Source organism: Actibacterium sp. 188UL27-1 (genome assembly GCF_016901225.1).
Classification (GTDB): domain Bacteria; phylum Pseudomonadota; class Alphaproteobacteria; order Rhodobacterales; family Rhodobacteraceae; genus 188UL27-1.
Map to the genome: position 1 here is coordinate 83,001 of NZ_JAFEUL010000001.1, position 12,130 is coordinate 95,130.

Genomic DNA, 12,130 nt, shown 5'->3' on the forward strand with positions numbered 1-12,130 from the left:
CCTCACATATCGAACCAGTTTGGCACTGGGCCCAGATTCACGATCCGGCTTGCCCCGATCTGACCCGACACGCCCCAGCTGTCGTGGATATGCCCGCAGACCACAAGGGCCGGCTGCACCCGCTCGATCATGGCGCGCACCGCGACCGACCCGATCGACGCTCCGGCTGAGGTCACATCGGCCACGCCCCTGGGCGGGGAATGCGAAATCACGAGATCCGCCCCCTCGCATCCGGCCAACAGCGCCTCGGCTTCCGCCTCGGTCAGGTCGCAGGACCAGTCGCCAAAGGGCGTCTCGGGGATGGCATATCCAATGCCAAAAATCGTCACCCCGGCGATCTTGGCCGTTTCCCCATGCAGAACGGTTGCATGGGCAGGCGCGGCGTCCCGCAATTCCCCTGCGCTTTCCGCGTTGCCGGGCACCAGAACCATGGGCCGGGTGATCCCGTCCAGCAGGGCCAATGCCTCGGGTAGCGCCGTGCGCCTGTTGCAGAAATCCCCGGCCCCGATCACCAGATCGGCGTCACCGCTGGCTGCGACCAGGGCCTCTGCCCGCCCGCGGGCATGGTGCAAATCCGAAAACGCCAAAATCCGCGCCATGAAGCCTCCTTTGTCCGGGTGTCTTACCCTCCCGAAATATCCTAAGCGTGGGGTCTGTCCAACCCGAATGCTGTCTGAACCCCATGCTGAAACGTCTTGCCCTGCCCATCATCCTCGGCCTTGCCCTGATCGCAGCGGCGCTTTTCTGGGGGCTGATTGGGGTCGCGGATTTCCAGATCCACCCTGATGACCGTATGACCCGGCACCGCTTTGACGCGGGCCCCGCCCGGCTCAGCGGCACGCTCGTGCTGCCTGGTCAATCCGTCAACCCACCTGTTGCGCTGATCGTCCATGGCGACGGCCCGCAGGATCGCTGGTCCGATGACGGGTATCTGCCGCTGGTCAACACGCTGTTGGATGCGGGCATCGGCGTCTTTTCCTGGGATAAACCGGGGATCGGCGACAGCACCGGCAACTGGCTTGACCAATCCATGGAGGACCGCGCGGCAGAGGCCGCCGCCGCTTTGGCCTATCTGCGCGACACCCACGGGATCGCGGCGGGCAATCTTGGCTATCTGGGCTTTTCCCAGGCCGGTTGGGTCGTGCCCCAGGCCAGCATTCAAGCTGACGCTGCGTTTGTCGTCTTGATCGGCCCGGCCATAAACTGGCGCATCCAGGGCGCGTACTATACCGCCAAACGGCTGGAGCGGCAGGGCCTCGACCCCCTCGACGTTGACGCGCAGGTGGCCGCAGAGCTTGCTCAGAATGACCGCCTATTTACCGCGGCCACCCAGCCACCCGATGGGATGAGCGCTGATCGATATGCCTTTGTCCGCGCCAATTATACCGTCGATGCCACGGACGACATCGCGCAGATGACCGCGCCCGCATTGATCCTGCTTGGGGCTGACGATCTGAACGTGAACCCGCTGAACAGCGCCCGCATCTACGGCGAACACCTTCCCGACACAGCCGCAAACGCGGTTCAGATCATCCCCGATGCCACACACAGCCTGTTGCGCAGTGGCCCTTACAATTTCCAATTGCCGGATGAGTGGACGACCATTGCCCAGGTTCGCTTCCTCGCCGCAGGCCGTCGCGCCTTTGCCCCCGGCAGCCTTGAGCGTATCGCCGATTGGATCCACGCTCGGACCGCCCGCTGATCCGTCAATCGCGCCGGGTCACCACCGCCGTCCTTAACATCAAGGCGGCTCCAGCTACATCATCATGCAATCACCACCCGGCGGCAGGGGAGGGGTGCCGTCGGGCAATGTGGGCGTGTAGTCAAAGCTCGCGATGCTGGCCCCACTATCGAAGGCGATGAAAAGCTGGTTCGATCCGGGCCGGATCGCGATTCCCTCGGGATCCATGCCATATGGCGACAGGGGCGCCGTCGCCAAAAGCTCCCCCGCGGCATTGAATTCATACAGGCTGTTGGTCCCCTCCATGTCATCGACGATCAACAGGTGACCACTGCGGGGATCCCGTGCGATGCCTTGCGCCTCGCTCAGCGGGGGATCCAGCGTCATCGTGTCGACCCGCCGCAGGATTTCGCCCGAGCGCGACAGCCATGTCAGGTATTCCGGATCATCCTCGACCGTGATCAGGCTGCCATCGTCGTCAATCGTGATCCCTTCGGTATCGGCCCAGTCGCCTTCGATCTGAAATGGCGGCGCCAGGACATCGCCATCCTTGCTGATCCGCTGGAACCCACCGCCGCCATCGGCAACGATCAGGTGATCATCTTCGATAGCGATGGCCTTGATCCGCGTCAGATCCGACCCAACGCGCCGCAATTCCAACCCGTCCAGGGTCACCAGTATCGCCTCCGGCCCCTCATTCGCGATCCAAAGCCCGCAAAATGTCGGATCGTAATCCAGGCTTGCCGGGTAATTCAGCTCAAACCGTCCCGTCAGTTCCAGGTCCAGCGCGGCCACGGGTGTGCCGAATATCAGGGCCGCTGCATAAAGGACAAAACGCATATCCGAGTTCCCTTCTTGCGCACCGCGCAACAGCGCCGTGCAGCCACAATACCGCAATTCAACCGGTCTGCCGCGCCGTTGATCACCGGATCAGGTCAGATTCATAGGTCAACGGCACCCATGCCCTAACGGCCCGATCTCACCCGCGTTCAACTGCGACGATATTGTGAAGCCGGTGGTAGGGTGCGCGGCGAATCGTGTCATCCAGATTGACCGCAGGGTTCTCTTCCCGCGTCGCCCAAAGGGCATTGGTGATCCCACCAACGGCCAAAATGCTCAGGCTGACCGCCGTCAAGGACAGAAGGATCTCGATTGTCATCGTTCCAAACTCCCGTTCCATCGCTGAAGGTAACATAACCATCGCGGGCTAAAAATCCAGTTTATCCTGGTCAACAGCCTTTCGCGCAACATCAACATCTCTTTTTTTAGCCAGCATAGCTTAACCAGGGGTTCTCGGATACCATGATCGGGTCAAAGGGATTTGATCGCCTCGATCAAACGTTCGGTCTGTTCGACCGCTCGGCGCGCGGACCGCGCCCGGCGCTTCAGCCGATCCCGCCCATAGGATGTGGCGCCCCCGGCGAAAATGCTCGCCCCCACCGCCACAATCGCCCATCCGCCGGTAATGATACCGCTGGCCGCGAAACCGACGCCCGCCAGGATTGCACCGCTTGCCGTCCGCTGGCTCCAGATCCCATAGACGGCATCCTTGTCCTCGACTGTCTCCAGCGCGTTTTTCGCTGTATCAAGCCGCGTGCCCAGCAATTCCAGGATCACGCTGGGCAATTGCGGGCTCTGACTTGTCGACAAAAGCGATACCAGCCGCGCCCGTTCCAGGTCATCCAGACAAACCTCGTCTACCAATTGGCGCAAGACAGGCGGGGACACGCTATCCGGTGCCTCGATATCCAGGGCATAGGCCAAAAGTGCTGCTGCCTTGCCACGCGGCGTCGCGGGCTCTGTCACGGCGCCACCGAAGGGGGCAAAAGTGTGCGGTGCCGATCCGCCAAAACCATACGGTCGTATGTATGGAATACATACGGGTTGTGTATGCTTTGTGCATCTGAATTTTTGAATGAAATCAGCGGGCTAGACGCGAAATGTTGCGCCTTTGGCAAATGCACCGTGCGGTCTGTGATCGTCATCCGCTCAGACGGGCGTGCACATCCAGCAAATCGGACCACGCCTCCCGCTTCATCACCGGGTTGCGCAGCAGATAGGCGGGGTGGAACATCGGCAAGGCTGGGCGGCCCAGCGCCTCGGTCCAGGTGCCGCGCAATCGCGTGATGCCGCGCTTGCCCAGCAAGGCCTGGCAGGCGTGGTTTCCCATCAAAATCAACAGGTCAGGGTCAACCAGATCCACATGCCGCTCCACAAAGGGGCGCATCATGGCAACCTCCTCGGGTTTTGGGTCACGGTTCTGCGGGGGCCGCCACGGCAGGATATTGGTGATGTAAATCGCAGTCTGGACATCGGGGGCGTCGCGCCTCATCCCGATGGCGGCAAACATCCGGTCCAGTAACTGGCCGGCCCGCCCGACAAAGGGTTTGCCAACCCGATCCTCCTCCGCCCCCGGGGCCTCCCCGATGATCATCAGCCGCGCCTCGGGCCGCCCATCGGCAAAGACCAGATTGCGGGCACCCTTGCGCAATTCGCAATGTTGATAGGCGCTTAGGGCGGCGCGCAGTGCCTCCAGATCGGGCGCGGCCATAGCCGTCTGGCGCGCTTCCGTCACTGGATCGGGCAGATCCGCCGGTTCTGTCCCCGCGGGGACAGCCGCCAAATTGTCGTGTGTCCCCGCGGGGACAGGCGCGTCCCGCTTGGTCCAGGCATCGGCTTTGGGCGCCGGACCCTCCAATCCGTAACGGTCGATAGGCGCGTCGCAGATCGCCTCATCGGCGCCCAGCTCGATCTGCCAATCCAGCGCCGCCACCAGCTGAGCATATGTCAGGTCCGTCCCCACGGGGACAACGTTTATGCCATCGCGCGGCCCATGAGAACCCGCCGCCTTGTGACCGGCCCGGGCGCTGCTATAACCGGCCCCAGACCGGAGGCCCGAATGACATTTCACGCCCGCCACCTGCTGGGGATTGAGCATCTGAGCCCGCTCGACATCACCACCTTGCTGGACCTGGCCGAGCAATACGTGACCCTCAACCGCGCCCGGAACAAACATACCGATGTTCTGGCCGGTCTCACCCAGATCAACATGTTTTTTGAAAATTCGACCCGCACCCAGGCCAGTTTTGAACTGGCTGGCAAACGCCTTGGTGCCGATGTGATGAATATGGAGGTCGCCGCCTCCAGCATCAAAAAGGGCGAAACCCTGATCGATACGGCGCTGACGCTGAACGCCATGCACCCCGATCTGCTGGTGGTGCGTCATCCGCAATCGGGGGCCGTGGATCTGCTGGCGCAAAAGGTCAACTGCGCGGTCCTGAATGCCGGGGATGGGCGGCATGAACATCCCACTCAGGCGCTTCTTGATGCCCTCACGATTCGTCGGGCCAAGGGGCGGCTCCACCGTCTGACCATCGCGATTTGCGGCGATATCGCCCATTCCCGCGTGGCGCGGTCCAACATTCTGCTGCTGGGCAAGATGGAAAGCCGCCTGCGCCTGATCGGCCCACCGACCCTGATCCCGTCCGGTGCCGCGGATTGGGGGGTGGAGGTCTATGACGACATGGCCGAAGGGCTGCGCGACGCCGATGTCGTCATGATGCTGCGCTTGCAAAAGGAGCGGATGGATGGTGGCTTCATTCCGTCCGGCCGCGAGTATTACCACCGCTATGGTCTGGATGCCGCGAAACTGTCCCATGCCAAGCCCGATGCCATCGTCATGCATCCCGGCCCCATGAACCGCGGGGTCGAGATCGACGGGACCATCGCCGACGACATCAATCGCTCCGTCATCCAGGAACAGGTCGAGATGGGCGTCGCCGTCCGCATGGCTGCCATGGACCTGCTGGCCCGCAACCTGCGCGCGGGCCCGGTTGAGGTGATGGTATGAGCGGCTTTAGACAGTCCTCACAGGGGCTCGGATGGCGTTGTCCGGACCGGGCCATTGGGCCATCTTGTGGGTTTCATGGTGCCATCATCGGCGGCTTTGTCATCCGCGCATCATATCATTGCATCACAGGAAAACAGTGAGCGTGCCTGATCTTTACGTTTTTGCGGTCAACCATCCGCTTGATATCACCCATACCAGCCTGTCGCGTCGGGAAGGGACGGTGCCTGATCTGCCGCCTTTGTCCGATTGGCTGGGGGGCGGGGACATTGACACGGACCAGATCGAGCTTTTTGCGGTCGCGACCTTGGCGGAGATGCCCCTGGCGACGTACCTGGTTGAGGCATTTGACGTGGATGAGGTCGCGCTGGCGGAGCATCGCGGCCGTCTGGCAAATCTGGAGGGCCATGTGTTGCTGGTGCCAGAAAAGGCCGTTGCGTCCGACCCTCAACCGGGTGCCGACCTGACGTTGATCGCGACACTGCCCATGCATGCGGCCAACAATACCGTGAAGCCGCTGCCCAAAGCTGACGTGACGCCGAAGCCCGCCAAACCCCAGGAACGCACCAAAAAGCCCATGAGCCAAGCGCGGGTTTCGGGCATGGTGGCGACGGCGGCGCTACTCTTTTTGTTCCTGTTCACCGCGCTGATCGTTTGGATTGGATAAGCGCCTTGGCCTTGCTCCGATGGATCCCCTGACATGATCGATTTTTACATGGTCAATGCGACCTTGATTGATCCGGAGGCGGGCACTGAACTGCCTGGTGGCCTCCATATCCGGGAGGGTCGGATCGCCGGTGTTCTTCCGCCGTCAGCGCAAGGTCCTGGTGGTGCGCGGGTGGTTGACTGCGATGGCCACGCCCTTGCGCCGGGTATCGTCGATATCGGCGTCAAGATCGGGGAGCCGGGGGAGCGCCACAAGGAGAGCTTTCGCACGGCCGGGGCGGCGGCCGCGGCGGGCGGTGTGACCACGATGGTGACCCGTGCCGATACGGTCCCCGTGATCGACACGCCGGAGACCCTGGAATACGTCACCCGCCGTGCCGCTGAGTCGACGCGGGTGCGCATCGCGCCCATGGCGGCCCTGACCAAGGGGCGCGAAGGCCAGGAAATGGTCGAGATCGGTTTTCTCCAAGACACGGGTGCGGTGGCGTTTTCCGACGGTGATGCCGTGACAACCGATACCAAGGTGCTGACCCGCGCCCTGAGTTATGCCCGGTCCCTCGGTGCTGTGACCATCGGCCATCCGCAGGAACCCGGCCTGTCCGCCGGTGCAACGGCGACCTCTGGCAAGTTTGCGTCCCTCAGGGGGCTGCCTGCTGTGTCGCCCATGGCGGAGCGGCTTGGACTTGAACGGGATCTGACCCTTGTCGAGATGACGGGGGCCGCCTACCACGCGGACCAGATCACCACGGCTGCTGCCTTGCCTGCGCTGGAACGGGCCAAGGGTCAGGGGTTGGATGTCACCGCGGGGACATCGGTGCATCACCTGACATTGAACGCGCTGGATGTTGGCGACTACCGCACGTTTTTCAAGGTCAAACCGCCTCTCCGAGACGAAGAGGACCGTCTGGCTGTGGTCGAGGCTTTGGCCAGTGGTCTGATCGATGTGATCAGTTCGATGCACACCCCCCAGGACGAAGAGAGCAAGCGCCTGCCTTTTGAAGAGGCCGCCTCTGGTGCCGTGGCGTTGGAGACGTTGTTGCCTGCCGCGCTGCGGCTGTTCCATGCCGGTCATCTGAGCCTGTCGCAGCTGTTTCGCGCCCTGTCCCTGAACCCGGCGCGGCGGCTGGGCGTGCCAGGCGGATCGCTGGCCGTGGGCAGCCCCGCGGACCTAGTGCTGTTTGACCCCCATGCGCCATTCATCCTGGACCGCTTTACCTTGAACTCGAAATCCAAGAATACGCCGTTCGATGGTCAGCGGATGCAGGGCCGCGTGCTGGGCACCTGGATTGGCGGCGACCGGATTTTCCCCACGCCCGCCTGACCCCCTGATCCCAAGAGAGGACCTGGAATGCCGCTGATCGAGACTGCCCCCCTGATCCTCGCCCTGGCCGCGGTGATCGGATATCTGACCGGTTCGATCCCATTTGGCGTGCTGTTGGCGCGGCTGTTCGGGCTGGGGGACCTGCGGGACGTGGGGTCAGGTAATATCGGGGCGACCAATGTCTTGCGGACGGGCAATAAGTTGGCCGCCTTCCTGACGCTGGTGTTTGATGCGGCGAAGGGTGGGGTCATGGTGCTGATCATCCGGGCCGTTGTGGCGGAAGATGCGGCGCAGCTTGCGGGTCTGTGTGCGTTTCTGGGGCACCTTTATCCGATTTACCTGGGCTTTAAGGGTGGCAAGGGTATCGCCACCGGCGCTGGCACCCTTTTGGCCGTGTCCTGGCCCGTTGGCCTTGCCTGTTGTCTGACCTGGCTGGTCGTGGCGGCGGCGGGGCGGATGTCTTCACTGGCCTCGCTGGCCGCTGCCGCATCTGCAATTCTGTGGGCGATCTTGCTGAACCAGTCGCATGTGGCCGTTCTGGCGGGCGTGATGGTGGTGCTGGTCTTTGTCGCGCACCGGGAAAACATCGCGCGGCTCAAGGCGGGAACAGAGCCAAAGATCGGTCAAAAACCCTGAGCGCCAATCGTTCTTGACGAAACTGTTTATTCTGTTATTTCTGTCTTAACAGAAACTGCAGGAACTGACCCGTGAAACTGACACAAGCCATGCAGGACTTTATCCTTCACTGGGGGGATATGGGCGCGAAATGGGGCACCAACCGTTCGGTCGCGCAGGTCCACGCGTTGCTGCATATTTCCCCTGATCCACTGACGGCGGAGGAGATCAGCGAGACGCTTGGCCTGGCCCGGTCGAATGTGTCGACCGCGGTGAAAGAGTTGCAGGGGTGGAAACTGGTCAAGGTCAGCCGTCAGTTGGGGGACCGTCGGGATCACTTCACGTCGGTCCGGGACATGTTCGACCTGGTCAATGTGGTCATCGAAGGACGGCGGGAGCGGGAATTTGCCCCGACGCTGGAGGCCATGCAGGACCTGATGAAAGCCACCGAAGGCGACAACACCCCCAAGGCGGTACGGCAGCGCATGGTCGAGACGCTGGAGACGATGGAGATGTTCGATAGCTGGTACCGCGACGTCGCCAAACTGCCCCGCCGGGTGCAGATGGGCGCGCTGAAGTTGGGATCGCGGATTGCGCGGTTCCTGCCCGGCAGCGACTGACCTTTTTTATTTGCCCAAAAATTTCAGGAGATACTGAAATGACTGCCAAGACAAAAAGATCTGAACGAACCAGGAAAGCTGACTTTAACATGACAGCTTTCCTTGGCGCCCTGTTTGGCGCGCCGTTCTTGGGAGCGGTTGTGAGCGTGCCGTTCGCAGCGCTTTTGACCGGCTCGATCCCCGTCGGGTTTATCATCGCACTTTATTCTGTGCTGGGCGGTGGGCCACTCTACCTGTTGTTTGGCATACCGGTCCTGATCTATGCGTTAGATCGCAACTGGAGCAATCCGGTCGTGCTTGCAGCGCTCGCCCTGGCGACCAACCTGACTATGGCGGCTGTTTATCTCCTGGTTGCATGGCTCTTCGGCTTTGATACCGACACCAGTTGGTCCATTGCGCTTGTGATCGGCGGTTATGGATGCCTGTTTGCCCCGCTCTGGGGGGCGATGTTCGGCCTGATCTACACCCAAATCCGGTTTGGCTTCGGCCTGGGGCAAGGGAGGATTGCGTCATGACAACGTTCGCTTTGTCGCCAGCCCAAGCCGCCCCCGACGCGCGAGATATCATCGATCCGGTGGCCTTCACACTGGCGCTCATTGGGGCACCCTGCCTGGTGACCCTGCTGACCTTTTGGGCCGTGATCCCGATCTTTGCCTTGGGCATGGGGGCGCCGCTTTACCTGCTGTTCGGCACGCCGGTGATGTGGCGCGCCTTGCGGCGGGGGCATAGGCGCAAGGCTTATTTTGCCTGGCTTGGTTTCAAAACGAATGCCGTGGCCAGCATTGTTGCCTTTCCGATCCTCGCCCTGTTTGAAGGCCAGCCGGACATCGCCGATGCATTGGGGATCTGCATCCTCTTTCTGGCCTTCGGTTCGATCTTTGCACCGCTTTGGGGGGCTGTCTTTGCCTGGCTCTATGCGGGGCCGAAGCCGTCAATTTACACACAATGAAGGGAATGGAAGAATGATCTATCTGTACGGACTGTACTTTCTGCTCAGCTTCAGTGCCTTGATCGCGCTGACGATTATGATCCTGAAGATCGGCGTGATGCTGGGGGCGTGCCCCATCAATGGCCCGTCCGCCCGGTCGGCGGCGATCACGATTGCCACCGGATTTCTGGCTATCGGGGCGGGCGGGGTCTGCCTATTGGCGGCGCTTATTGCAGTGATCCCCCAGGAGGATCCGGTGGCCTTGCTGATCGCATTAGGACTGGCAAGCCTCGCGCTGGGGCTGGGATTCACCCAGGCCGTGGCGACGATGCGCGACGTGATCGCCCAGATCACCAAGGCAATGGATAAGGCGGCGGTGCGATCCGCCGCACGCGCCAGTCTTGAACATGAAGCTGACCCCGCAGTTTGAAACGCCTTCGCGGCCCGACGAGGGATCCGTTTTTGTCGGGCCGCTTCATCCCCATTGCTCATAATAAGGCATCGTCATGTCGGGAGAGTTGCCCAACAGCAAAGCTCAAGAGAAGACAGAGGCCTATCCGATGGCGTTTCTATGCGCTTTTGTGATTGTCCCATTGGTCATTCCGGTCCTAGCGTCTGGATGGCAACGTTTTATGTATTCGGGACGTTTGGGTATCATGCAGGAAAGCGTGCCAGACGCCCTGCAAGTAGGCCATTATTTCATTTTTATGGCATCCCAAACGGCCATATCTGCTGGCGGGCCGATTTACCTGATTGTTGGTGCCCCGGTTTTTTGGATGGTCCTGCGGGGTGGAAAACGGTCACCGGCACAAATGGCTGGTTTCGCCTTTGTCGCCAATCTGGTCGCTACACCCGTCTGCGTCGCTGTTTTGGGTGTGTTGGTCTATGAAACAGGACCGACCCTCCACAATATTGTCCTTATGACGGGGTTTGGCGCCGTGTTCGCCCCGCTTTGGGCTGCGTTGTTTTCTGCCCTCTATCAGCTGCTCACCTGGGAGCGGTGGTTGATGCTCGCCAGGATTCAGTAACTGTATTCGGCGTAGATCCGTTTGAGATCACCGTTCCAGTCGCCGTCGTAATGGGCGAGGAGTTCGTCCGCTGGGGTTTGGCCGGTTTCGATTGTTTCGGTGAGGGCGTTGAGGAAATGGGTCTCATCCGGGATCAGGCCGCCAGCGCCGGGGCGGGCGCGGGCCTGCAGACCCGCTTGGGCAATCGCCACGGTTTCCCGAGCGAGGTCATGCAGGTTTAGCCCGTTGGCCTCCCCCTGCAGACCATCGACCGACGCGGCGACGCGCAAGGCGTCGCGAGTTTCGGCATCCCAGCCTTTGGCGAGGTCCCATGCGGCATCGAGCGCGCCCTGATCATAGGTCAGGCCGACCCAAAAGGCGGGCAAGGCACAAAGACGCCGCCAGGGGCCGCCATCCGCGCCGCGCATTTCGATGAATTTCTTCACACGTGCCTCGGGGAAGAGGGTGGTCAGATGGTCGGCCCAGTCGCTGAGCATCGGCTTTTCACCGGGCAGGGCGGGCAATTGCCCTTTCAGAAAGTCGCGGAAAGACTGGCCGAGCGCGTCGATATACTCCCCATCGCGGTAGACAAAGTACATGGGCACATCGAGGGCGTATTCGGCCCAACGTTCAAACCCGAAGCCGTCATCGAACACAAAGGGGACCATGCCGGTACGGGCGTCGTCCAGACTGCGCCAGATCCGGCTGCGCCAGCTTTTGTGGCCGTTGACCTTGCCTTCGAAGAACGGAGAGTTGGCAAAAAGGGCGGTGGCGATGGGCTGCAATGCGATGGCGACGCGCATCTTTTGGACCATGTCAGCCTCGGAACTGAAGTCGAGGTTGACCTGCACGGTGCAGGTCCGGCGCATCATCTGGGTGCCGTGGGTGCCGACGCGCTCCATATAGTCGTTCATCAGCTGGTAGCGGCCCTTGGGCATCAGATCCATCTGCTCATGGGTCCATTCCGGCGCGGCACCCAGGCCGATGAAGCGGACGCCGATCTTGTCAGCCACGGCCTTGACCTCGGCCAGGTGGGTGTTCACCTCGTCACAGGTTTCGTGGATCGTCTCTAGGGGCGCGCCGGACAGTTCAAGCGCGCCGCCGGGTTCCAGGCTGACATTGGCGGGGCCTTTGGTCAGGCCGATGATGTGGCCGCCTTCATGCACGGGATCCCAGCCGAATGCGTCGCGCAGACCCTCCAGCACGGCGCGGACCGAGCGTTCGCCGTCATAGGGCAGGGGTTTGAGCGTATCCTGGCAGTAGCCGAACTTTTCATGTTCGGTCCCGATGCGCCAATCGTCCTTGGGTTTGCATCCGCTGGCCATATACTCGGCAAGCTGGCTGTGATGCTCGATCGGGCCTCCGCCGGATTGAGGAATGGACATCGCGCTGGCTCCGGTCGGTTTGGGTCAAGCGCAAGAGGTGGTCCCAATCGGAGGGACTGT

Annotated in this window: 16 protein-coding genes; 10 read left to right on the forward strand and 6 right to left on the reverse strand. The window is 61.8% G+C overall.

The features are described 5' to 3' along the window. Window positions 1-2: 2 nt before the first annotated feature. Window positions 3-599, reverse strand: a complete 597-nt coding sequence (locus tag IU397_RS00415) for a metallophosphoesterase (RefSeq protein WP_204409423.1) — start codon at window positions 597-599, stop codon at window positions 3-5. An 83-nt stretch (window positions 600-682) separates the two neighbouring features. On the opposite strand from IU397_RS00415, the gene IU397_RS00420 reads away from it, so the two are divergent. After that, window positions 683-1,702, forward strand: a complete 1,020-nt coding sequence (locus tag IU397_RS00420; RefSeq protein WP_204409425.1) for a S9 family peptidase — start codon at window positions 683-685, stop codon at window positions 1,700-1,702. A gap of 54 nt (window positions 1,703-1,756) precedes the next feature. On the opposite strand, the gene IU397_RS00425 is transcribed toward IU397_RS00420, so the two are convergent. The 4 genes from IU397_RS00425 to IU397_RS00440 form a co-directional block, all read right to left on the reverse strand. Further along, window positions 1,757-2,521 (reverse strand): hypothetical protein, encoded by a 765-nt coding sequence (locus tag IU397_RS00425; protein WP_204409427.1) that lies wholly within the window; start codon window positions 2,519-2,521, stop codon window positions 1,757-1,759. Window positions 2,522-2,660: 139 nt separating this feature from the next. Continuing rightward, window positions 2,661-2,840, reverse strand: coding sequence for a hypothetical protein (locus IU397_RS00430; RefSeq protein WP_204409429.1), 180 nt, complete (start codon window positions 2,838-2,840; stop codon window positions 2,661-2,663). Between the two features lie 152 nt (window positions 2,841-2,992). Next, window positions 2,993-3,487 (reverse strand): hypothetical protein, encoded by a 495-nt coding sequence (locus IU397_RS00435; RefSeq protein WP_204409431.1) that lies wholly within the window; start codon window positions 3,485-3,487, stop codon window positions 2,993-2,995. Between the two features lie 175 nt (window positions 3,488-3,662). Further along, on the reverse strand, window positions 3,663-4,484 hold the full coding sequence (locus IU397_RS00440) for a uracil-DNA glycosylase family protein (protein ID WP_370541584.1): 822 nt from the start codon (window positions 4,482-4,484) through the stop codon (window positions 3,663-3,665). A gap of 96 nt (window positions 4,485-4,580) precedes the next feature. On the opposite strand from IU397_RS00440, the gene IU397_RS00445 reads away from it, so the two are divergent. The 9 genes from IU397_RS00445 to IU397_RS00485 all read left to right on the forward strand — a co-directional run bounded on the left by IU397_RS00445 (window position 4,581) and on the right by IU397_RS00485 (window position 10,706). Next, window positions 4,581-5,531 carry an aspartate carbamoyltransferase catalytic subunit gene (locus tag IU397_RS00445; protein WP_204409435.1) on the forward strand — a complete coding sequence of 317 codons (951 nt, stop codon included), beginning with the start codon at window positions 4,581-4,583 and terminating at the stop codon, window positions 5,529-5,531. Window positions 5,532-5,673: 142 nt separating this feature from the next. Next, entirely contained in the window at window positions 5,674-6,195 is a 522-nt protein-coding gene (locus IU397_RS00450) for a hypothetical protein (protein WP_204409436.1), read from the forward strand. 33 nt (window positions 6,196-6,228) lie between these two features. Beyond that, window positions 6,229-7,515, forward strand: coding sequence for a dihydroorotase (pyrC, locus tag IU397_RS00455; RefSeq protein ID WP_239479514.1), 1,287 nt, complete (start codon window positions 6,229-6,231; stop codon window positions 7,513-7,515). 27 nt (window positions 7,516-7,542) lie between these two features. Next, window positions 7,543-8,151 (forward strand): glycerol-3-phosphate 1-O-acyltransferase PlsY, encoded by a 609-nt coding sequence (gene plsY / locus IU397_RS00460; protein ID WP_204409438.1) that lies wholly within the window; start codon window positions 7,543-7,545, stop codon window positions 8,149-8,151. 71 nt (window positions 8,152-8,222) lie between these two features. Next, window positions 8,223-8,750 carry a GbsR/MarR family transcriptional regulator gene (locus IU397_RS00465; protein WP_370541585.1) on the forward strand — a complete coding sequence of 176 codons (528 nt, stop codon included), beginning with the start codon at window positions 8,223-8,225 and terminating at the stop codon, window positions 8,748-8,750. Window positions 8,751-8,839: 89 nt separating this feature from the next. Then, on the forward strand, window positions 8,840-9,265 hold the full coding sequence (locus tag IU397_RS00470) for a hypothetical protein (RefSeq protein WP_204409441.1): 426 nt from the start codon (window positions 8,840-8,842) through the stop codon (window positions 9,263-9,265). Next, a complete protein-coding gene (locus IU397_RS00475) occupies window positions 9,262-9,699 on the forward strand; it encodes a hypothetical protein (RefSeq protein ID WP_204409442.1) in 438 nt (145 codons plus the stop codon). Before IU397_RS00470 ends, IU397_RS00475 begins: the two co-directional genes overlap by 4 nt. A gap of 13 nt (window positions 9,700-9,712) precedes the next feature. Beyond that, window positions 9,713-10,108 (forward strand): hypothetical protein, encoded by a 396-nt coding sequence (locus IU397_RS00480; protein WP_204409444.1) that lies wholly within the window; start codon window positions 9,713-9,715, stop codon window positions 10,106-10,108. Window positions 10,109-10,310: 202 nt separating this feature from the next. Further along, window positions 10,311-10,706, forward strand: a complete 396-nt coding sequence (locus IU397_RS00485) for a hypothetical protein (RefSeq protein ID WP_204409447.1) — start codon at window positions 10,311-10,313, stop codon at window positions 10,704-10,706. Here the strand turns inward: IU397_RS00485 and IU397_RS00490 are convergent. After that, window positions 10,700-12,070, reverse strand: a complete 1,371-nt coding sequence (locus IU397_RS00490; protein ID WP_204409449.1) for a glutamate--cysteine ligase — start codon at window positions 12,068-12,070, stop codon at window positions 10,700-10,702. The genes IU397_RS00485 and IU397_RS00490 overlap by 7 nt on opposite strands. Window positions 12,071-12,130: the final 60 nt, after the last annotated feature.